This window comes from Bacillus glycinifermentans, from assembly GCF_001042475.2.
In the GTDB taxonomy this organism is placed as follows: Bacteria; Bacillota; Bacilli; order Bacillales; family Bacillaceae; genus Bacillus; species Bacillus glycinifermentans.
This window is the reverse complement of record NZ_LECW02000001.1, coordinates 150,387-171,758: the sequence shown is the minus strand read 5'-3', so window position 1 is coordinate 171,758 and position 21,372 is coordinate 150,387. Positions and strand designations below refer to the sequence as shown.

The window sequence follows — 21,372 nt, the reverse complement described above, 5'->3', positions numbered from 1 at the left end:
AGCTAAAGGACAACGCCTGCCGCTGTTTGACTATGTAAAAAAGGAGTGGGGCAGGAGACCACCCTTCCACCCCTTCGATGTTCTTTTTATTCTTCCTTTGAAGCGGCCGTTTGTTCTTTGACAGCTTTTTGTTTGTTCATATAGTGAATGATAAATGTCGCTGCAAAAGCAATAACCAGAATGATGAAGAATACGCTGTGCGGCATCTCGATGTGCCATACGCTTGCAGCCATTTTCAAAGCGATGATTCCAATTAAAATAAACGCAGTCGTTTCAAGCTCAGGCACTTTATCAATCAGTGTCAGGAAGAATTTTGCGACGGTCCGCATCATTAAGATGCCGAGCATTCCGCCGATCAGCAGCACCCAAACTTTTTCAGAAATCGCAAACGCGGCAAGGATGCTGTCGACCGAGAAAGCAAGGTCCATCAATTCCACCGTAATGACGGTAGCCCAGAACATCCCGAACACGCGAACCATCCAGCCGTCTTTTTTGACGGTGTTCGCATCATCATCGCCGTCTCCGATAAAGAAGTGCTTAATGACGAGCCATGCCAGATATGCAGCGCCGAGCAGCTTGATCCACCAGAATTTGATAAGGATCATGCCGAGTCCGATAAACAGAAATCTAAAGAAATACGCTCCGACCAAACCGTAAGTCAGCGCTTTTTTACGCTGTTTTTCCGGAAGGTGTTTCACCATCACGGCGAGAACGAGTGCGTTATCCGCCGACAAAAGCCCTTCCAGTACGACCAGTGAACCGATCAGCCCCCACGAGACGGGATCGCTTAAAACCTCAACCCACATTTTCCAGTCGAAAAATGAGGCGTAAATTGAAATAATATGATTGAATAAATCCACGTTTGGTTACCTCCTAATGATTGAAAAGGGAAACTGAACCACAAAATCGTGGTCCAGTCTGTAAAACTAGACTTGCAGGCCGTAATTTCGGCAAAGCGAAGCCAATCCGCCCGAAAATCCGCTGCCGATCGCATTGAACTTCCAGTCCGCTCCGTGGCGGTAAAGCTCACAAACAACCACTGCCGTCTCGATCGAAAAGTCTTCTCCTAAATCAAAGCGAAGCAGCTCTTCATTTGTCGCATCATCGACAAGCCGCACAAAAGCGTTTGATACTTGTCCGAAATTTTGGCTGCGGCTTTCTGCATCATGAATCGTCACGGTGATGCCGATTTTCTCGACATGGGCGGGAATTTTGGAAAAATCGACGATGATCTGTTCGTCATCGCCGTCCCCTTCCCCCGTCCTGTTGTCGCCTGTATGAATGACGGCGCCGCTCGGATGCTCCAGATTATTGTAGAAAACAAAATCATGGTCGTTCACGCATTTATCATTGGCGTCAACGAGGAAAGCGGAAGCGTCCAGGTCAAAATCAGCTCCGCCCGTATATTTGTTTGTATCCCATCCTAAGCCGATCAGCGCTCTCGTTAAGCCCGGATTCGTCTTTGTCAAGTCGATCCGCTGTCCTTTCGATAATTGAATAGCCATATGGGTGGAACCTCCTTTACAAAATGTCAGGCTGCGGGCAGATGCGCCCGCTGACTAAAACATTAGCCGACTTGCAAGCCGAAATCTGTGGCAATCCGCGCCAGTCCGCCCTGGTATCCGGAACCGATCGCAGAAAATTTCCACTCTCCGCCGTGGCGGTAAAGCTCACCGGTGATCAGCGCCGTTTCAATGGAGAAGTCCTCAGCCAGATCATAACGGATCAGCTCTTCGTTTGTCTCTTCATTCAGCACGCGGACATATGCGTTTGACACCTGGCCGAAATTTTGCCTGCGGGCTTCCGCCTCATGAATCGTAATGACGAATGAAATCCGCTCGATATTAGCCGGCACAGCGTTCAAGTCGATTTTCACCTGCTCATCGTCGCCTTCGCCCAAACCTGTCCGGTTGTCGCCCGTATGTATGACAGAACCGTTGCCGCCTTGGGTTTGGTTATAAAAAACAAAGTCTTTTTCCGACGCGCACTTCCCTGAAGCATCAAGCAAAAACACGCTGGAATCCAGATCGAAATCAGCTCCGCCGTCGTATTTATTGACGTCCCAGCCAAGTCCCACGACAACTTTTGAAAGGCCCGGATTCGTTTTCGTTAAATCGATCTTCTGCCCTTTTGCTAATGAGATTGCCATTTGTATCTCTCCTTTTCGTTTTTTTCGCTTAAGCGTAGCGTTTGACGAGGTCTGTAATGCTCGTATCGTTTGTGCCTTCTCCGACGGCAGTGAACTTCCATTCGCCGCCATCGCGGTAAATTTCGCCCGCTATCAGGCTTGTCCGCCCTGAATAGTCCTCTTTAAGATTGTATCTGACCATCTCTTGGCCGTCAGCCCTGTTGACGATGCGGATGAAGGCATTTTCGATCATTCCGAAGTGCTGGCTTCGTTTGACGCAGTCGTAAATGTTCACGACAAAAACAAGCTTGTTGATTTGAGCGGGAACCTTTTGAAGATCCACGATAATTTGCTCATCGTCGCCGCTGCCTTCCCCTGTCAAATTATCGCCCGTATGATCGACGCTGCCGCATCTGCTTCTCAAATTTCCAAAATAAATCACATTCTTGTTTTCTGTGACTCTTCCATTTTCAAGCATCAACACAGAGGCATCGCAATCCACGTTCGGTGCACCTCCGCCGAAAAGCTTTCCAAAAAACCCGCCGCTCCCTGATGAAACAGGGTCCCAGCCAAGGCCGACCATGATTTTGGAAAGCCCTGCATTTCCTTTTGTTAAATCAATCCGCTGACCTTTCTCTAAAGAAATAGCCAAACCGTTCACTCCCCTATAAAATCATAAATTGTAAGAAAAATATTTGCTGAAACGACATCATTCACGCCAGCGTGATTCATTTCATCATACTACAATCATTCGATCTTTTCATTAAATATACGACTAATGAATCAATATTTAATCTGCTTAACCATATATACGGACTACTCCAAATGAAGGTTTCACTTTTTTTATAATCTTTTAAACCTAAACCATTGCAAGGGAAAACAGACTTCGTTAAAATATATCTAAAAGATATATATCATATAGATATAGAAAGGCGGCAGCCATGTCCAGGAAAAACAATACGCCTTATGCCCTGCTCGGTTTGATCACGGCCGGCTATCGAACGGGATATGACATGAAGCAAATGATCGACAGGAGTTTGAATCACTTTTGGAAAATCAGCTACGGCCAGATTTACCCCTCACTGAAGCACCTGACAGAAACCGGATGGGTGACGGCTGAAGCATCCGCCCAAGAAAATAAGCCCGATAAAAAAGAGTACCGCATCACCAAGGAGGGACAGGAAGCGCTGCAAACCTGGCTGGAAGAGCCGATCAAAGAAATCGCTGCGGAAAAAAACGAGTTTCTGCTGAAGATTTTTTTCAGCAAACAGCAAGACCGGCTGTCGACCGCCGAAAAAGTCAGGGAGTATCAGCAAAAGCTTAAAGAACGATATGACGCTTACCGCGCAATAGAACAATCGATCATAGCGTGTAAGGACAATTCGCGCGATTCAGAGTACTGGTTTTTCACGCTTGATTATGGAAAGCGGAGCACGCGCGCCGGAATTGAGTGGTGTGAAGCGACAATCAGCCGTTTAACAAACCGGGAGGATCTAGACTAATGGGAAAAACGATCTTCACTAAGCCGATAACGGCCGATCCCGATGACGAAGTAGTTGTATTTGTGATCGGCATGCGGATCAACAAATGGCACGCAGTTCATAAATGGTGGCCTGTGTTTACCGCCATGCCCCGGATGGTCCGCGAGCTTAATAAAAACAAAGATTCCGGCTTTCTCTCTATGGAAACATCGATCAATTTCCGGACGATCTTCCTCATCCAATATTGGCGTTCATTTGAAGCCTTGACTACCTATGCAAAAGAAGAAAAGCACATGACAGCCTGGCGCAATTATTATCAAAAATCGGCCGCATCCGGAGCTGTCGGCATTTATCATGAAACATATACAGTCCCAAAAGGCCGCTATGAAACGTTTTATCACAACATGCCGCTGTTCGGGCTGGCAAAAGCATACGGCCATACACCCGTCACCCGCCGGACAAAAACGGCGGAACAGCGAATCAAAGGATGAAAAAACGCCTGCATCCTGCAGGCGTTAGTCAATATGGCGCCTTTAACATGTGGCGCCGTTTTTCTTTTAAAAAGCTCCTGCTCCGCTGCCGCCGTCAGACGCCGAACCGCCTGCATCATGAGCCTCGCCGCCTGAATGAGAGGCCGTGTGCTGCCAGCTTGAAAACGGATATTGAAGATAGCCGGCTGCAGCCAGGCCGAGGACCGGGGATGTGCGGTCAAACGCATCGGATGATGGCTTGACCGATGCCTGGAATTGATTCTCAACCTCGAGAACAATCGCATAGATCATGCTTTTTTCTTTTTCTAAACTGTTCAAAGGTTCTCCTTTTTTCAGCTGACTTCTCCAATAGAGGATCGATCTTCTGTATACAGATGCGCAGCTGTTTTCTTTTAAGGAGGGAATCATGGTAATCAGCAGGATCGACAGCACGAGAGACCCGCCGTAGGACATAATGGTTTCAGCACTTTCGGTGAAAACAGATGCGAAAAACAGCCCGATGAAAAACAGGATCGAATACAGTTTAGATTTCGCAAGAACGATGCCGGCCGATAAGGCAAAACCGAAGATGATGCACGCAGTCATAAAACCGATCAGCGGCGCGATATCCGCATAAAGGATATTGAGCAAAAGCCCCGTATGGACGAAAAGGAGGGAAAGCGAAATCATTCTAAGCCAGCGGTTTTCTTGAAAGAACTCTCTGTACACAGGATCTTGCTTGACGCTTTCCGTCCATTTTTGAACCACATTTTCCAGAATGATTCGCTTTCGTTCGTACTTTTCAAGGTCTTTCCGCTTTTTGACTTCCTCTTCTGTCGGTCCGCTGAGCGAGTCCAGCCTGAATGTATATGCATTTTCTCCCGTTTCGTCAAAAAGCTTTTCGATGAGCAGCCGATCCGGCTTCGGCAGATCGGCCTTATTTCCGGAAAAATCGAATTGATACGTCTCATTCGGCGCTTTTTTATCGCAGAGAAATCTTCCCTCCGCTTGTACCCTTTTCATGGTAAGGAGCCCCCGCTGGTAAAGCGACAGCAAACCGGCGATCAGATCGCGGTCTTTGAAGGCCCCTTTTTTGTACAGAAAGGCAACAAGCACGGGATCTAACGTTTCCAACTGTTCGACCGGAAGCAGCTTTCGGTTTCTCTTTCTGATGATCGAAATGATCACCAGGATGACAAGCGCCAAACCGATGAGCCCCGCAGAAACCCATATCAGCCTGTTTGCGTTTCCCATCCGCTCGTCATGTTTGGCATAGCGTATGGCCGTGTTTCTTTCCTCTTTAAGCAAATCATCATTCGGCTCAATAGACGGATGACGGACTGCCTTTGGCAGCGCATTCTGAGGGAAGTAAATTCTCAGCTCAGAGCTTGTCCCCGCCGGGTAAAGAGCGCTTTTATACGTGACAGTCCGGTCTTTGACCTCCGCGATCTTCCCTTTTCCTTTTTCGCGTAAAAACGCGTGTATTCCGGAGTCCTTAACCGGATCCGGAAGCTTCACCCGGATCGTCACATGATGATAATCTTCATTTGTCTTTTCATAAAAAGAATGGAACAAAACGGACGTATCTTCAAACTTTTGTGCGGCTTCCTCGACGGTATAGTGGTACCGCACGGTTTTCGTTTCGTCTTTTGAAGCCGCATACACGAAATACGTTCCATCTTCAAACTTTGTTTTTAACGGCCGGGATCCGCCCCGCTTTTCGGAAAGATACGCTTTAAACCCTTTCACGCGGCCGGACGTCTTCTCGGTGAACGACCTTGTCATCCCGTTGAAGGAACCGTGAAAATCGTATGTATACACTTCCTCAACATCCAAATCGCCGTTTTCTTTCACCGATGCCTGAATATCAACCTTATCAATCGAAAAGGATTTTTCCGCGTCAGAAAATCCTGCAATAAGAAAAAAAGCACTGAACATCAAAAAGAAAAAGGAACGCTTCATCTTCAGTAAATCCTTTCATTTTTTGTCTCTGCCTTAAATATACGGAAAAGCGGGAGAATTGTTTCAGATGTTCATAGATATGACACTGAATGTCCAAATGTTTTATATAATAGATGAAAATAGATTTTTCAAAGAAAGAAGGATGCCTTTTGTTGAAAAAATTCATCATACTGCTTTCTATCACGTGTATTCTTTCAGCTTGTCAAAAGAACTATAAAGGTGAATATGTCAAATGGGGGGACTCTCTCACAGAGGAAAACAAAAATTGCTTAAAAGAGCATCAAATCCCTTTCAAAGATAAAGGCGGGACGACATATATCCCTGAGGATGCATTTGATGCAGCAATCAATAGCTGTTCTTAATGCGGGCCCGCCGACTCCTCCGAATGACTTCGCGCCGATAAGTCAGGTGACGTCAGTCACAACTGTTCCGCGGGATTCGCAAGAGTTTACTCTTTATGCAAATCTCCCCGCCTTTTTCCTTCCACCCTGATGCACTACGGCCTTCCGCAAAGGCCGTAGAAAAAAAGGTGCAGCATTTCTTCGGTAAAATGGCTGTTTTTCTCAAAAGCCTCTCCCAGCTCTTTTGAATGTTGAATGATCATGTTCATGTACACAAGAAAGCTTTGCGCGGTAATGATAGAAGAGATCGCACCCGACCGGTGGCCGTCTTCTATCAATTGAAGCATAAGCGGAATGATTTTTTCGTCATATTGCGTTTGAATATAGTCCATCATTTCATTGTCTTCGATCATCAGCTCTCTGATCATCGTGAGCGTAAACTTTTCGCGATTGGCTTCTTTCTTTTGCAAAATGATATGTTCAATCTTTTCTTTCACCGATATATCTTTATTCATGTATTCCGTAAACTCGTCGACGGCTTGGTCAATATAGTCCTTGAATACCTCATGCAGAAGCGCTTCTTTGCTCCCGAAATAATTGTAGATCGTTACCTGCGAAACATTGGCTTTCCTGGCGATGTCCGTGATGCGGATTCGCTTCGGTTCCCACGTCTTCAACAGCTCCAATGTCGCTTTCTTGATCTTCTCTTTAATCAATGAAGCCCTTTTTTCAAATCCGTTCATCCAATCATCCTTGCTGTAAATATTCTCATAATGAAATTATAACATAAAAATATTTCATTAATTTTCATTGACACGCCAGTTGTTCCGAACGTAGAATGAATTATGTAATTTATGATTAAAAATATTTCATTTTTTTCACTTTGGAGGGTATTCCAATGCTGACAGTTCAAGGATTGACCAAAACATTCCCGAACGGAAAAGGCATATTTGATGTTTCATTTTCCATTCAAAAAGGAGAGGTTTTCGGATTTTTGGGCCCGAACGGCGCCGGAAAGTCGACAACCATCCGCCATATCATGGGGTTTATGCAGCCTGATCAAGGCGAGATCACGGTAAACGGAATGGACGTGCGGAAGCATCAAGGTAAGATTCAGCACCATATCGGCTACCTTCCCGGAGAAATCGCTTTTATCGAGGGAATGACGGGGAAGACGTTTCTCGATTTCATGGCTGACATGCAGGAGATCAAAGATACCGCGAAGCGCGATAAACTGATCGACCGCCTGCAATTCGACGTGCATACCCCGATCAGAAAAATGTCAAAAGGGATGAAGCAGAAAGTGGGGATCGTCGCCGCCTTTATGCATAGTCCTGAAGTGATCATCCTTGATGAACCGACATCAGGGCTTGACCCGTTGATGCAAAAAGTGTTTATTGACATCGTCCTCGAAGAAAAAGCGAACGGGACGACGTTTTTAATGTCCTCCCACAGCTTTCCGGAAATTGAAAGAACCTGCGACAGGGCCGCGATCATTAAAGACGGCAGGCTCATCGCCGTAAAAGATATTCACGAGCTGCAGACCATGCAGAGGAAAGTGTTTGAAGTGACGTTTGAAAACGAAGCGGACATCCCGGCTTTCATCGAGTCCGGCCTGCAAATCGAATCGCGTCAAGGCAACCGGGTTAAGGTCGCCGTTTGGGGAAATCATGATCGGTTTATAAAAGAGGCTGCAAAATATCGCGTCCGCCATATTGATGTGTCGACGCAAAGCCTTGAAGAAGTGTTTATGAACTACTATGACAGAAAGGGTGCAGCGAAATGAATCTCTCCCTGTATAAACAAATGATGAAAACGAATGTGAAAGGCATCATGAGCTATGCGGCAGGTTCGGCGTTTTATATCCTTTTGATCCTCGGCATCTATCCAAGCATTGCAAAAAATACCGGGGATTTTGAGAACATGATCAACTCAATGCCGGAGGGAGTTCTGAACGCCTTCGGGTTTGAAAACGGGTTTGGGAGCCTGGAAGACTTTATGTCAGGGGAATATTACGGACTCATCTTTATCATTATCCTTTCGATCTTTGCCGTCATGCTGTCAACAAAGCTTTTGGCAAAGCTGGTTGACCAGGGCGCAATGGCTTATATCCTGTCAGCACCGACAACAAGGGCAAAGGTCGCTTTCACACAGGCCGCCGTTTTAACAACCGGGCTGTTTATCATTATGGCCGTGACAACCATTGCCGGGTTGGCCGGATATGTATGGATGATCGGGGATGAATACGACTTTCATGTATCCAGGTTCCTTTTCATCAATCTGCTTGGCTTTTTGCTCTTTTTTGCGGTCAGCGGCATTTCGTTTTTCATTTCGGCCGCTTCAAATGACGAGAAAAAAGCCCTCAGCCTATCCGGAATGATTACATTTTTGTTTTTCAGCCTGGATCTGATCGGTAAGCTTAGCGAAAAGACGGAATGGCTCAGAAATCTCTCTATCTTTTCTTTATTCAGGCCCGGCGACATTGCAGGAGACAGCGCCGAAACATTGAAAGCCGCCCTTATTCTTTCAGTCATCGGCTTAGCCGCTTTTTTGACCGGTACTTTGATCTTTAAAAAGCGCGATTTGCCGCTGTAATGCAAAAAACCGCCGTTCCTTTTCAGGACGGCGGTTTGTGTTTATTGTTTATTCAACGACGCGTCTTACGACTCCGCTGAAATGGGCTCTCCAATAAGGGTTGCTCATGGAATCGATGGATACTCCGCGTGAGCTGTTGTCATTCAGGAATTGGCCGTTTCCGAGATAGATTCCCACATGGCCGTTTGTTTTATAAGTGTCGAAGAAAACCAAATCTCCGCGTTTCATGCTAGACGGGCTGACAGCGCGGCCTTTGCCGAGAAGCGTGTCAGTGTTACCGCCGAAACCAAGCTCTACGCCTGCTGAAGCATAAGCCCAGCGAACGAAAGATGAGCAGTCAAAACGGCGGGCATCGATATCAGCTTGCGTGCGTCCGCCTCCCCATTTGTACGGAGAACGGCCGACGATGCTTGATCCTGTGCTGATCGCGACTTCAATCGCACTGCCGTTGTTGCTTACAGCTGAACCTGAAGAATAGCTGCGTGAAGAGCTTTTTCTTGCTTTGCTGCTTGATGATGAACCGTTGTCAGAAGATCCGTTTGATTTGCTGACTGATCCGGAATCTGATGAAGATTCGGATGTTTTGGCTTTCGCTGACTCTTCCTTAGCTTTGGCGGCGGCTGCAGCTGCTGCTTTTTCATCTGCGATTTTTTTCGCAAGCGCAGCTTCCTCTTTTGTGAGTGAGCCTGATTCTTTTTTCAGGTCGTTCAGTTCTGATTCGGCTTTATCTTTCTTGGCTTGCAGCTGTTTGGAGAGGTTGTCCTGCTCCTTCAGCTGTGCATCAAGGTCTTTTTTAAGGTTTTTCAGATCCGCAAGCGTTTTTTGGATCTCGTCCAGTTTCGTATTCAAATCAGACATTGCTTTTTCAAGCTTGTTTTTATCTTTTTCCTGTTCATCAAGAAGGTCTTTGTCCGCATCTACGATCGTTGAAACAGCAGTCGCACGGCTGATGAAATCGCCAAAGCTTTGCGCGCCGAGAAGAACGTTGATGTAGCTTTGCGATCCGCCGCTTTCCTGCAGGCTGCGCACGCGCTTTTTAATGACTTTTGAACGCTCTTCAATTCTTTTTTCCGTTTCTTTGATTTCTTTTTTCAGTGCGGCCACTTCTTCTTTCAATTTTTTGTTTTCAGCTTCTTTGTCTTCGATTTTGTTGCTTGTAGCAAGCGCTTTTTCATCAAGCTCTTTCATCTTTTCTTCAAGCTTTTGCTGTTCCTCTTGAAGCTTTGCGATTTCCCGTCTTTTGCTGTCGATGCTTGAATCAACTTCAGAACGTTTTTTCTGAACTTCCTGCTTTTGTTCTGATGCGCTTTTCGCTGACGCATTTTCGTTCATAAAAGGGGTAAATAGACCGGCGGTGCCAAGGACCGACGCTAAACCAAAAGCATAAACTTTTTTCTTCACTTTCTACTCCTCTTTCCTTTATGTATTTTTGTCTTTCCTTTATGTATTTTTGTTTTTTCATTATGTAAATTCGAGAAAATATTAAAATGTTAAATAATAAATCTTCCAGACTTACGTCCTATGATAAAAATCTTCCAAACTGATGTACAGACGTTATTATAACATCTATTTTCGACAATAGGTGCCAAGTTATATTACATTTATATTTCGTTTTTATTTCAAGGCTGTCATGTTTTGACTGATTCTGTTAACAGCTCGTTTGTTTGACCTTGCAGCGATAATTTTCTATGCTGGTTTTACACGTTTTGGACGTTCAATTTACAGGAAAGGAAGTCCGAAGACTCATGCTACATCTCAGCATTTTAGACCAGGTTCCGGTGTCAAAAGGATCTGATCCGAATACGGCGCTGAAACAGTCAGCCGAGCTGGCCGGATTGGCTGATGAATGGGGGTACAGAAGATACTGGTTTGCCGAGCATCACAGTACAAGAGGGCTTGCAAGCACTGCCCCCGAGATCTTAATCGCCCATATTGCAGCAAAGACCTCGAACATTCGCGTCGGTTCCGGCGGCGTCCTGCTCCCGCAGTACAGCCCGTTTAAAGTAGCCGAAACCTTCCGCCAGCTCGAAGCGCTGTATCCCGGCCGGATCGACCTCGGGCTGGGCCGCTCGCCCGGGGGAACCGCAAAAACGCGTCTCGCGCTGACAGACGGAGTAAAGAAGAGCCTGCACGATTTTCCGAGGCAGCTTCGGGATTTGATCTACTATCTGACAGATGACATCCCTTCTGATCATGAGTACGCCGGGATAAAGGCCGCTCCCCTTACGGCTTCATCTCCAGGTCCATGGCTGCTCGGGCTCGGGGAAAACAGCGCGGAACTGGCGGCCGGCATGGGCGCGGGATATGTATTCGGCCATTTCATCAATCCGGAAAGAGGCGAAGGCGCCTTTAAAACTTATCACGAACGCTTTCAGCCGTCCCCTTTCTTTGACAGACCCCATTCTCTCGCCGCCGTCTTTGTCGTCTGCGCCGAAACCGATGAAAAAGCGGAAGAGCTCTGTTTAAGCCAGGATCTTTGGCTGCTTCGGGTGGAAAAAGGGCTGGACAGCCGCGTTCCAAGCATAGAAGAGGCAAAATCGGCCTCCTATACGGCCGCCGATAAGGCGAGGCTTGAGAAAAACCGAGGGCGCATGGTGATCGGCTCGCCCAAAACCGTCAAGCAGAAGCTGCTGGAGCTCTCAGAGCGCTACCAAACGGAAGAGATGATGGTGTTGACGAACGTTTACCGTTTTGAAGATAAAAAGCAGTCTTTTGAAAGACTGGCGGAGCTGTTTTTATAAAAAAGCAAAAATCCCTTTTCAAACGGCTTGAAAAGGGATTTTCAGATTTTAAAACATCCGGTAAACATTTTCGCACTCTTCTGCTCTCGGCTCATAAAAACAGTGCGATTTGTAGCGTCCGACATGCGGCTGGTTATACCACTGAGCCGGGCATGCACCCGCCGGCTTGAAGTACCACAAACTATATTTTGCGGGCCAGAACCGTTCCCCGTTTATAGACCTTCGGGCCAAACGCCTTTCTTTGTCCCTCGCCCTTTGATAAAAATATCCGTGTATCACCGCCTCAAAGGCGTGGGGCTGAAAAATCATCTGCCGAATGGTGCGCAGACCTTTAAAATCCGAACAATTCGCTCTGATACGGTTGATTCCGACGTTTCCGACAAGAAGCATTCCCTGAACCCCTTCGCCTTCGGCTTCCGCTCTCAAGAGCCTTGCCAAAAGGGTAACGTCTTTAGATGAAGCCTGAACCACTGCCATTTTGCCACCCCCATTTTACTGTCATCTTTATCATATTCTTTTTGATTTGGGTGATGACATTAAAATCGTTTCACGGCTTATCTTTGACATCCTGTGCGGAATCAGGATATTCTTCTGTTAATCAGAATTGTAAAAAATTGAAATCGGGGTGGTGCACGTGTCAGCAATCGTAAGCCCGGATTGGGTCATAAAGCGGCTGAAGGAAGATCCGGACCGAATGGTTATCGTCGATGTAAGCTTTCACTTATCAAAGCCTGAAGAGGGCCGAAAAGCGTATTTGAAAGGGCACCTTCCGGGAGCCGTTTACGTTGATTTGGAGCGGGATTTATCAGGGGATACCGGAACACACGGAGGAAGGCATCCCCTGCCGGCGCCTGAAACGTTAGCGAAAATGCTTGGCGATATCGGCATCGATCACGAGACGGCCGTTGTCGTCTATGATGACAACGGCGGCATGTTCGCCGCGCGCTTCTGGTGGCAGCTCCGCCATCTCGGCCACACAAGCGTCTATGTATTGGACGGCGGCTTGTCGAGCTGGGTAAAAGAAGGGTATGACATCACGTCAGAAGTGCCGAAGCCCGTTCCGCGCAAATTTGTTCCAAAACCCCGGGAAGATGAACTCCTTGATGCAAAACAGGTGAGAGAACGGATCGGCCGCACGGGTTCGATCTTGATCGACGCGCGGGAAAAAGCGAGATATGCTGGGGAAATCGAGCCTCTTGATCATAAGGCCGGCCACATTCCCGGAGCCAAAAACTACTTTTGGAAAGGCAATTTTCGCGAAGACGGCAAATGGAAGAGCCGCGAAAAGCTTAAACAGCACTACGCCTCATTAAACCCAAACAGCGAAATCGTCGTCTATTGCGGATCAGGCGTCTCAGCCTGTCCGAATGTGCTCGGATTAAGGGAAGCGGGATTTAAGAACGTAAAGCTGTATGCCGGGAGCTGGAGCGACTGGATCAGTTACGCTAGTAACCCGGTGGCGACCGGGGAGGAGTAACCGGGGGCTCTATGCACTCCTTCATTTAGGTTTTTTGCAGATTAAAAGAATTGTACCGGGAGAGATAATGAAGGTGAACGAAGACGTCGTAACTTTTAAATGCCCGACATGTAAACAGGTTCCTGAGAAGCCAAAAATGGAAAGCAGCCGATTTGAAATGGTTGCTTTTGAGGAAGGGATTGAATGGTCCGATTTCACCGGCAATGTGCCTTCTTTGGATGAGCGGATATGGACTAGATCTGATCAAGCCCCGGTTGCCGGGGAGGAAAGGATTATACAAGTATCCCATCCGTTTCACTTGGCTATTGGCGAGACGTTCTGGACGTTGTTCATGCCCGCACGCTCCAGTCTAAACGGATGGGACAGCTATCCTTCCGAAATTGGCCGGTCCGCGTTTGTCCAATTCGGCCTGGAGCAAGTCATTGACCGCAATGAAGAAAAGGCATGGGTGAAAATCAACATACACCATGCCGTTTATCTGAAAGACATCAGCTCCATCCTCCCCGTCCGCGATGGTTCGGGGGCTTTGAATTTTTTTCATTTGTTCGATCCTGTTTCCACCTACGGCGACTGGATCCTGCTGGATGCAAACGCACAAAGCAATTTGGGAGTATGGGCGCTGATACATAAAACAGCCGAACGCAGCCATCTGGCGATCTGGCGGCATATGGCGAGTGGGAATCTCATTCCTATTTGGTCTATGGCGGAAATCTGATCATACCTGAGAAGGAGTTGGCGGCTTTTCTAAACACCTGAATTTAGCGTTTGTATGCGCCCTGGTTTTTGCGCCGGGCGGAGTTGTCGATGCAATCAATTATCATCCGTTTCTTAGATCATTTTCCCTATAAAAACTTTTCCGTTATGAGCATCGATGAATACGGGCGATATCGGGCGGTAGACGAGCCTGTAATGATCATTTTTTTCCCGTTTGTATTCTCTCTCCCATTGCAGCTTCACATCAAAAGCCTCTGTGAAAATAGCTTTTGCTTCTTCAGCTGAAATAGCGGGTGACGGGTTCATCTCTTTCAGTGTTTCCGGTTCTATTTCGGGCCCGAAAAACCCGATGACACGACCGTTTGCGCGGCTGATGATGATGTTCACAGATTCCGCTCTTAATGGCATTCCTTCATATTGAACATCAAATTGAAAATGGGCGTTCTGTCCGCTTTCTTCATTCTCCAAAGGGTGCATGCGGAAAAATTCCCCGGCATTCGGATAAAGCCGATAGAGAAATTGCAACGCCCTTTGAAGGCATGCTTCTTCGGTCAAAACAGGAGGTCCTTCCGCTTTAATAAAAGAGAACATTCCCTTCAGTTTTCCCGATTGTTTATCTTTCTTGATTTTCAGCGTATTTTGATTGCGCTCTTTGAAAAAGCCTGTCATGGTAAAGTCTGTTGGCTCAGGATCGCCTCCTTCACGCCATACGGTTACAATCGAATCTCCAAAATCAATTTCACGAATTTTCCGAAGAGAAGAGCTGAAGCCGATCATTTCATTGATGTCTGCGTCACGCTCAGCTTCAGGCAATAAAGGGAGCGGTGTTGTTTCCGTCTCTTCTTCATCCATTGACACTTGTAACATTTCACTTTCCTCTGACGAATCGGCAGGATGGCTCAAAAACGGCAAATCCGCCTCATAAACAAGATGCGGCCGATCGTCTCCCCCCTTGTACAAATTCTGATGAATCTTTTCGATGGCAAGATTCAATTCAACGCTCTCAAGATAATGGGAGATCACCGTTTCCTTATCAATGATCTGCTTTGGAACAGCAAACGAATCTGTCCCGCCGTCATAGCGAAATCTCTTCACTTCTCCGTTTCTTCCGACCGTCACGGAAAAGCCCGTTTGCGGCAGCGGAAGATCGAGAACGGTCTGGGCGTATGAATATTGAACAGTGTCTTCTGTCACGTTCTCCCGCTGGAAAACAAACGCTTCTGCTGCATGTGGATAATGGCGTTCGACAAATTGCAGGGCCTTTTGCTGCAAGCGTTCTTCCGGAAGCGTGTCCTTGTATGTTTTTAATGACGCGCCTTCTTTCGTCAGACTGATCAGGCTTCCTTCATGATCCAATTCTACTGTAATGCCTCTATCTTCATTGTCCGCATCCTCCCAAACATAAAAAGCCCGGCCTTGTTTTTCTTCACAGCAATCTTCGATCATGAGCCGATAGTTTTCAGGGACAGCACCGATATGATGAGCTTTTTGCTTTAACTGTTGACCGTTCAAATCCAATCTCCCTTTCCTTTTATTTTTCGCAACTATTTATACGAAAGGGTCTTTTAATAGTTTCAAAAAATTGGATTTGATTGATATTCAGATGAATGATGCCAGTCTGACACTGTAATATCTCATCGCCTTAGGTACCCCTTTTATTTCAAATACCCCTTTATAAATCAGCTCCCGGATTCGATATTCGATAAATTCATCGCCGATGTATTCATCCAGATGGCCGAGAACCTCGCCAACGACCCTCGGCCAAACGATAAAATCCTTTTTTGAATGGCGTTCCTGGAGCTTTGCTGCTCTATCAATAATCAACGCATCGAAAAAGTTCTCTTCTACACCTTTGATTTTTTTATTTTTCCACGTTCTTAATACGTTTTTACTTCTTGAAAGTTCTTCCCATTCCGTAAGAAAACGATGCTTCCCTCCTTGAGCCAGGCGGGATTTGAAGGCTCTTTTTTCATACAAAACTCCGAGTTTTTCAGGGAGGATTTCGCCTGAATGCCTATAAACGACAGCACCCTTTGAAGATGTATTAATGTGGAATATATCGTTTGTTTTGCGATGCAATAACTTGAGCGCAAACCTGAGCCCGGTTTGTTCATGGGCATTGTCTCCCGCCCAGATAATGACGGGAACATGCTCTTGAATGCCGTCCAATCGGTGTATTTCCTCTTCAAAGCGGATATGTTGTTCTTTCAATTCATCATCATAATCGTTGAGATGCTCTTTCAGCCATTTATAGCGCTTCATTCGGCCTTCTTTCGTTTCAAGCCGGGAAAGCGGACCGATTGACAATATGCCGGGGAAGGCGATGATGTCTTCTTGATCGGCTTTCCCGGCTTGTTTGAGCGCCATTTTTAAGCTGCCGGCAACAGAAAGGCCAAACACGATGTGAATGGCTTGAACGTCATGCTTTCTTGGCGGCTGATCCCCTCTTTTCTTGAAATCATCAAAAAAATCGATCATCCGTTCACAAAACTCGTCTTTTGGAACGCCTCCATCCTGCTGCATTTCAATCGTTATCAGCATGTTCAGCAAAATGCTTTTCGCTTCCTGTTCGGTTAGTCTGCTAATGTTTTTCTTCAGTTCCTCCGCCATGAAAATCTCTCCCTTCGAAAACGCTGTACCGGGTTTATTCTCTCATGTTCCATTGGAATATCAAAACCCGGCCCGGTTTTCGAAAAAAGTCCTACTCCAATTGCGAAGGATACAGCGTCATTCCGCCGTCAACAAACAATGTCGCGCCGGTGACGTAAGACGCCTCATCCGAAACGATCCATGCCGCCGCTTGAGCGACTTGCCGGGGTGTTCCGAATGCATTCATCGGAATCTTCCTTAACTGTGCCGCTTTATGGCTTCCCTCCAGATCGTCATTGCTTTCGGTTGCGATCGTTCCCGGGGCGATGGCGTTGACGCGGATGCCCTTTTCGGCATAGTTGATGGCCAGCGTTTCAGTCAGCAGCTTCATTCCGCCTTTTGAAGCCGAATATTGAACGTTTGTCGGTCTCGGGATTTGCTGATGAACGCTTGATATATTGAGAATGCTTCCCTTTAAATCGCGCTCCAGCATGTATCGAATCGCTTCTTTTGCGCCGAGAAATGCACCTGTTAAATTGACATCGATCACCTTTTTCCAGTCGTCAAGACTTAGTTCGTGCGGAAGTGCGTTTTTGCCGTTGAATCCCGAATTATTCACCATGATATCAATCGTGCCGAAATGTTGAACGGCAGCTTCAAGAAGCGCCTTCACGCCCTCCTCCTTTGAGACATCAGCGCCTACCGCATAAGCGTTTCCTCCGCTTTGTTTAACATGATCAACGGTTTCCATAGCACCGGCGGGATCGCCGTGATAATTAATGATGACATTCATCTTTTCTTTCCCAAACCGTTCTGCAATCGCTTTTCCGATTCCTTTTGAGGAACCTGTGACGATCGCCGTTTTCCCTTTCAAATCATTGTACACGCTAAAGCCCTCCTGTCTTCTCGTTTTCTACTGTTCTACTACCCGGCATGAACGTTATAAAAACGAAAATGGATCTTTAGCATGATCTTTCTTTAAAATATGGAAGATTCAGAATTATTTTGCTAATATCTAACTAAACATAAAAACAAAATAAGGAAGTGATATTTTGATGGCGAAAAATGGTGTTTCACGCGTTTTCATTGCCGGACTCATCGGAATTTCTATTTTTTCTTCGGGCATTTACTCCGCACAAGCTGCATCATCGCCGCATACCCCAGTCTCCAGCGACCCTTCGTACAAGCCCGGCTCCACCTATGATCCCAACATAAAAATTGACAATAACGGCGCATATTCGAAAGCCTTCGAAGGAACCGGAACACCCGGCGGCTCCGTTCAGGCCAAACCGAAAAAAGAATCGCCCGCCGGCCCGCCTTACAGCCCTAAATCGGTAATCGGCTCAGATGAACGGACAAGGGTGACTGATACAACGGCCTTTCCATACAGAGCAATCGTCCATATTTCAAGCAGCATCGGCTCATGCACAGGCTGGGTGATCGGACCGAAAACGGTAGCAACGGCCGGACACTGCGTCTATGACACGGCAAGCCGATCATTCGCGGGAACCGCCACCGTTTCCCCGGGACGAAACGGTTCAGCTTACCCTTACGGATCTGTTACATCGACCCGCTATTTCATCCCGTCGGGTTGGCAGAGCGGAAATTCCAATTATGACTACGCAGCGATCGAGCTCAGCCAGCCGATCGGCAATACCGTCGGCTATTTCGGATATTCATACACCGCTTCATCGCTTGCAGGAGCAGGCGTGACCATCAGCGGATATCCAGGAGACAAAACAACAGGCACCCAGTGGCAAATGTCCGGAACGATCGCTGTTTCAGAAACGTATAAACTGCAATATGCGATCGACACATACGGAGGTCAAAGCGGTTCCCCGGTATATGAGAAAAGCAGTTCAAGGACAAACTGCAGCGGCCCATGCTCGCTGGCCGTTCATACGAACGGCGTGTACGGAGGATCCTCTTACAACAGGGGCACCCGCATTACGAAAGAAGTATTTGATAATTTCACAAGCTGGAAAAACAGCGCACAGTAACACCATTACACAACCCGTTTCCTCATGGAACGGGTTGTTTTCAGTTTGGAAGTATAAAAGAATGATGTTTTGAAAGCGTTTCATTTTGTATAATGGTTGGTAAAGGATGTGATGACTGATGATATCTGCACAAATTAAATCGCAATTAATGAACATCGTCAGCCCGGAAAACTATGATGATTCAAATGCAGGACGCCTTGTCTATTCCTATGATGCGACGCCGCAATACCAATCAATGCCTGATGCCGTCGTCGCACCGCGCTGCACCGATGAAGTGTCGCGCATTTTGAAGCTTTGCAACACCCACCGCATTCCGGTTGTGCCACGCGGCTCCGGTACCAATCTTTGCGCAGGCACATGCCCGACCGAAGGCGGGATTGTCCTCTTGTTCAAGCATATGAATCAGATTGTGGAAATCGATGAAGAAAATCTGACCATGACCGTCCAGCCAGGTGTGATTACTCTTGACTTGATACAAGCCGCAGAAGAAAAAGGCTTGTTTTATCCGCCTGACCCGAGCTCGATGAAGATTTCGACGATCGGCGGAAATATCAATGAAAACTCAGGGGGGCTGCGCGGCCTGAAATATGGAGTGACCCGCGATTATGTAATGGCTTTAGAAATTGTACTGGCAAACGGCGATATTATCCGCACCGGCGGAAAGCTCGCAAAAGACGTTGCCGGCTATGATCTGACGCGCCTGTTTGTCGGCTCTGAAGGGACATTGGGCGTCATCACCCAAGCGACACTGAAATTAATCCCGGCTCCTGAAACAAAGAAAACCGTCCTCGCCCTCTACGAAGATATCGATTCCGCAGCCAAGACCGTATCCAACATCATCGCCAGCAAAATCATTCCGACAACACTAGAATTTCTTGATCAACCTACCCTTCAGGTCATCGAAGACTTCGCCAAAATCGGCCTTCCGGTTCATGCCAAAGCCGTCCTTCTGATCGAACAGGACGGCACAGAAGAAACCGTCAACCGTGATATCAGCGTTATTGAAGAGATTTGCAAAAAAGGGAACGCCGTATCCGTGCAAACGGCGAAAACAGAAGCGGAAGCTGAAGACCTCCGCAACGCCCGGCGCGCTGCGCTTTCCGCTCTGGCCCGCTTAAAGCCGACCACCATTCTGGAAGATGCCACGGTTCCCCGGTCAGCCATTGCCGCCATGGTGAAAGCGATCAACCGCATTGCCGAACAATATGATCTTACCATTTGCACGTTCGGCCATGCGGGAGACGGAAACCTTCATCCGACATGCACGACAGATGTACGGAACAGCGAGGAAATGGAACGGGTCGAACGGGCCTTTGCCGACATTTTCAAAAAAGCCGTTGAGCTTGGCGGTACGATTACCGGCGAGCACGGTGTCGGCGAAATGAAAGCCCCTTACCTCGAACTTAAGCTCGGCGAAGCGGGAGTGAATGCAATGAGAGCAGTGAAGCAAGCTTTTGATCCGAACAACATTATGAATCCGGGCAAGGTTTTCGCAAAAGATTCCCGCAAACGGGTGGTGGTGTCAAAATGACGACAGCAAATGAAAAACAGGCCATTCAGCAGCAGTTTCACGAACGGATGGATGAAGAAGAGCTGCTGAACTGCATGCGCTGCGGATTTTGTCTGCCTTCCTGCCCGACTTACATAGAATCAGGCTTTCAGGAAAGCCATTCTCCCCGCGGGCGCATCGCCTTAATGAAAGCCGTCGCCGATGGAGTCATTGAACCTGACGAAGATGTCGAACGTTCCCTTGAGCTTTGCCTCGGCTGCCGGGCATGTGAACCCGTATGTCCCTCAGGCGTCAACTACGGCCGCCTATTGGAAGAGGCCAGGGACATCATTCAGCAAAATAAAAAACACCGTCTTCCGGCAAGGATGCTTCGCAATGCAGTTTTTAAAGGGCTTTTCCCGCACCAAAACCGCGTTCGGGCGCTGACCGGGATGCTCGGCATCTATCAGCGTTCAGGGCTGCAAAGCGCGGTTCGGAAATCGGGAATGCTGCGGATGCTGCCCGATCACCTCGCAAAAATGGAAAGCGTTCTGCCCAAAGTGCCGGATCTGAAGCAGCTGAAAAACCGCCCGAACCTCCTTCCGCCGATCGGCAAGCGCAGGAAGCGGGCCGCTTTTTTCTCAGGCTGCCTGATGGATACGTTGTTTTTAGACACAAATATGGCGACCATTAAGCTCCTCCGGCTGTCGGGATGCGAGATCGTCATTCCCGAGCAGCAGGCATGCTGCGGAGCCCTTCACGGGCACAGCGGGGAGAAGGAACAGGCGGTCGAATTGGCTAAACGGAACATCCGGGCGTTCGAGAATATAAACGCAGATTATATCGTAACAAATGCGGGAGGATGCGGAGCGTTTTTAAAAGAGTATGAGCATCTCCTAAAGGATGAGCCGGAGTGGCGGGAACGGGCTAAGGCTTTTTCACAAAAGCTGAGGGATTTTTCCTCCGTCCTTCTAGAGCTGGATTTCTGGAAAAAACCCCTCGAGCTTCCGAGTCAAATCGTAACATATCAAGACTCATGCCATTTGCGGAATGTGATGAAAACTTCCGCTGAACCAAGAAAGCTTCTCCGCGGCATCAAAGGCGCTGAATATAGGGAAATGAAACATGCGGAAAGCTGCTGCGGCTCAGCCGGAATTTACAATATTGTCGAATCAGTTATGTCGATGAAAATTCTTGACGCCAAAATGGAGGCGGCAAAAGTGACCAAAGCGGCAACGATCGTCACCGCAAATCCCGGCTGCCTGCTGCAAATGAAGCTTGGCATTGAACGGGAAGGCCTTGGAAACGAGGTGAGAGCCGTCCACCTCGCAGACTTATTATTAGAAGCCGCAGGTGTGCCAAGTTAGCGTATCGTGTATATTTCT

The 21,372-nt window shown here is 47.5% G+C and carries 22 protein-coding genes; 11 read left to right on the top strand and 11 right to left on the bottom strand.

What is annotated here, in order from left to right; translation table 11 throughout:
* Positions 1–86: 86 nt before the first annotated feature.
* The 4 genes from AB447_RS00885 to AB447_RS00870 all read right to left on the bottom strand — a co-directional run bounded on the left by AB447_RS00885 (position 87) and on the right by AB447_RS00870 (position 2,780).
* The gene (locus tag AB447_RS00885; protein WP_048405922.1) at positions 87–860 is read right to left on the bottom strand and encodes a TerC family protein; all 774 of its coding nucleotides are present in this window, start codon (positions 858–860) and stop codon (positions 87–89) included.
* A 66-nt stretch (positions 861–926) separates the two neighbouring features.
* Positions 927–1,505 carry a TerD family protein gene (locus tag AB447_RS00880; RefSeq protein ID WP_048354442.1) on the bottom strand — a complete coding sequence of 193 codons (579 nt, stop codon included), beginning with the start codon at positions 1,503–1,505 and terminating at the stop codon, positions 927–929.
* A gap of 62 nt (positions 1,506–1,567) precedes the next feature.
* On the bottom strand, positions 1,568–2,149 hold the full coding sequence (locus tag AB447_RS00875; protein ID WP_046130877.1) for a TerD family protein: 582 nt from the start codon (positions 2,147–2,149) through the stop codon (positions 1,568–1,570).
* Positions 2,150–2,177: 28 nt separating this feature from the next.
* On the bottom strand, positions 2,178–2,780 hold the full coding sequence (locus tag AB447_RS00870) for a TerD family protein (protein WP_048354443.1): 603 nt from the start codon (positions 2,778–2,780) through the stop codon (positions 2,178–2,180).
* A 289-nt stretch (positions 2,781–3,069) separates the two neighbouring features.
* Here AB447_RS00870 and AB447_RS00865 point away from each other — a divergent pair, with 289 nt between their 5' ends.
* Together AB447_RS00865 and AB447_RS00860 are read left to right on the top strand one after the other, a co-directional pair.
* The gene (locus AB447_RS00865; protein ID WP_048354444.1) at positions 3,070–3,630 is read left to right on the top strand and encodes a PadR family transcriptional regulator; all 561 of its coding nucleotides are present in this window, start codon (positions 3,070–3,072) and stop codon (positions 3,628–3,630) included.
* Positions 3,630–4,100: a DUF4188 domain-containing protein gene (locus AB447_RS00860; RefSeq protein WP_048354445.1), complete on the top strand. Its 471-nt coding sequence runs from the start codon at positions 3,630–3,632 to the stop codon at positions 4,098–4,100. Before AB447_RS00865 ends, AB447_RS00860 begins: the two co-directional genes overlap by 1 nt.
* A 66-nt stretch (positions 4,101–4,166) precedes the next feature.
* Here AB447_RS00860 and AB447_RS00855 read toward each other — a convergent pair whose 3' ends face one another.
* Positions 4,167–6,041, bottom strand: coding sequence for a DUF2207 domain-containing protein (locus tag AB447_RS00855; protein ID WP_048354446.1), 1,875 nt, complete (start codon positions 6,039–6,041; stop codon positions 4,167–4,169).
* 152 nt (positions 6,042–6,193) lie between these two features.
* Between AB447_RS00855 and AB447_RS00850 the strand changes: the two genes are divergently transcribed.
* The gene (locus AB447_RS00850; protein WP_046130871.1) at positions 6,194–6,403 is read left to right on the top strand and encodes a lipoprotein; all 210 of its coding nucleotides are present in this window, start codon (positions 6,194–6,196) and stop codon (positions 6,401–6,403) included.
* A gap of 134 nt (positions 6,404–6,537) precedes the next feature.
* Here AB447_RS00850 and AB447_RS00845 read toward each other — a convergent pair whose 3' ends face one another.
* Positions 6,538–7,125, bottom strand: coding sequence for a TetR/AcrR family transcriptional regulator (locus AB447_RS00845; protein WP_048354447.1), 588 nt, complete (start codon positions 7,123–7,125; stop codon positions 6,538–6,540).
* Positions 7,126–7,280: 155 nt separating this feature from the next.
* Between AB447_RS00845 and AB447_RS00840 the strand changes: the two genes are divergently transcribed.
* Positions 7,281–8,168 carry an ABC transporter ATP-binding protein gene (locus tag AB447_RS00840; protein ID WP_048405923.1) on the top strand — a complete coding sequence of 296 codons (888 nt, stop codon included), beginning with the start codon at positions 7,281–7,283 and terminating at the stop codon, positions 8,166–8,168.
* Entirely contained in the window at positions 8,165–8,977 is an 813-nt protein-coding gene (locus AB447_RS00835) for an ABC transporter permease subunit (protein WP_057957390.1), read from the top strand. Before AB447_RS00840 ends, AB447_RS00835 begins: the two co-directional genes overlap by 4 nt.
* 48 nt (positions 8,978–9,025) lie before the next feature.
* Here the strand turns inward: AB447_RS00835 and AB447_RS00830 are convergent, their stop codons facing one another.
* Positions 9,026–10,378: a C40 family peptidase gene (locus tag AB447_RS00830; RefSeq protein ID WP_048354448.1), complete on the bottom strand. Its 1,353-nt coding sequence runs from the start codon at positions 10,376–10,378 to the stop codon at positions 9,026–9,028.
* 344 nt (positions 10,379–10,722) lie between these two features.
* Here AB447_RS00830 and AB447_RS00825 point away from each other — a divergent pair, with 344 nt between their 5' ends.
* Positions 10,723–11,718, top strand: coding sequence for an LLM class flavin-dependent oxidoreductase (locus AB447_RS00825; RefSeq protein WP_048354449.1), 996 nt, complete (start codon positions 10,723–10,725; stop codon positions 11,716–11,718).
* A gap of 48 nt (positions 11,719–11,766) precedes the next feature.
* On the opposite strand, the gene AB447_RS00820 is transcribed toward AB447_RS00825, so the two are convergent.
* Complete coding sequence (locus AB447_RS00820) at positions 11,767–12,195, bottom strand: cell wall hydrolase (RefSeq protein WP_048354450.1); 429 nt, start codon at positions 12,193–12,195, stop codon at positions 11,767–11,769.
* Positions 12,196–12,352: 157 nt separating this feature from the next.
* On the opposite strand from AB447_RS00820, the gene AB447_RS00815 reads away from it, so the two are divergent.
* Both AB447_RS00815 and AB447_RS26565 read left to right on the top strand, forming a co-directional pair.
* A complete protein-coding gene (locus tag AB447_RS00815; protein ID WP_096891977.1) occupies positions 12,353–13,195 on the top strand; it encodes a sulfurtransferase in 843 nt (280 codons plus the stop codon).
* A gap of 67 nt (positions 13,196–13,262) precedes the next feature.
* Complete coding sequence (locus tag AB447_RS26565; protein ID WP_241494753.1) at positions 13,263–13,910, top strand: hypothetical protein; 648 nt, start codon at positions 13,263–13,265, stop codon at positions 13,908–13,910.
* A gap of 113 nt (positions 13,911–14,023) precedes the next feature.
* Here AB447_RS26565 and AB447_RS00805 read toward each other — a convergent pair whose 3' ends face one another.
* The 3 genes from AB447_RS00805 to AB447_RS00795 all read right to left on the bottom strand — a co-directional run bounded on the left by AB447_RS00805 (position 14,024) and on the right by AB447_RS00795 (position 17,384).
* Positions 14,024–15,421 carry a YcdB/YcdC domain-containing protein gene (locus AB447_RS00805; RefSeq protein WP_048354504.1) on the bottom strand — a complete coding sequence of 466 codons (1,398 nt, stop codon included), beginning with the start codon at positions 15,419–15,421 and terminating at the stop codon, positions 14,024–14,026.
* Between the two features lie 87 nt (positions 15,422–15,508).
* The gene (locus tag AB447_RS00800; RefSeq protein ID WP_053075402.1) at positions 15,509–16,519 is read right to left on the bottom strand and encodes a DUF1835 domain-containing protein; all 1,011 of its coding nucleotides are present in this window, start codon (positions 16,517–16,519) and stop codon (positions 15,509–15,511) included.
* 91 nt (positions 16,520–16,610) lie between these two features.
* On the bottom strand, positions 16,611–17,384 hold the full coding sequence (locus tag AB447_RS00795; protein WP_048354451.1) for a glucose 1-dehydrogenase: 774 nt from the start codon (positions 17,382–17,384) through the stop codon (positions 16,611–16,613).
* 169 nt (positions 17,385–17,553) lie between these two features.
* Between AB447_RS00795 and AB447_RS00790 the strand changes: the two genes are divergently transcribed.
* The 3 genes from AB447_RS00790 to AB447_RS00780 all read left to right on the top strand — a co-directional run bounded on the left by AB447_RS00790 (position 17,554) and on the right by AB447_RS00780 (position 21,354).
* A complete protein-coding gene (locus AB447_RS00790) occupies positions 17,554–18,498 on the top strand; it encodes a trypsin-like serine peptidase (RefSeq protein ID WP_048354452.1) in 945 nt (314 codons plus the stop codon).
* 118 nt (positions 18,499–18,616) lie between these two features.
* Positions 18,617–20,029, top strand: a complete 1,413-nt coding sequence (glcD, locus tag AB447_RS00785; protein WP_048354453.1) for a glycolate oxidase subunit GlcD — start codon at positions 18,617–18,619, stop codon at positions 20,027–20,029.
* A complete protein-coding gene (locus tag AB447_RS00780) occupies positions 20,026–21,354 on the top strand; it encodes a (Fe-S)-binding protein (protein ID WP_048354454.1) in 1,329 nt (442 codons plus the stop codon). The genes glcD and AB447_RS00780 overlap by 4 nt, the downstream gene beginning before the upstream one ends.
* The last annotated feature ends 18 nt before the right edge of the window (positions 21,355–21,372 follow it).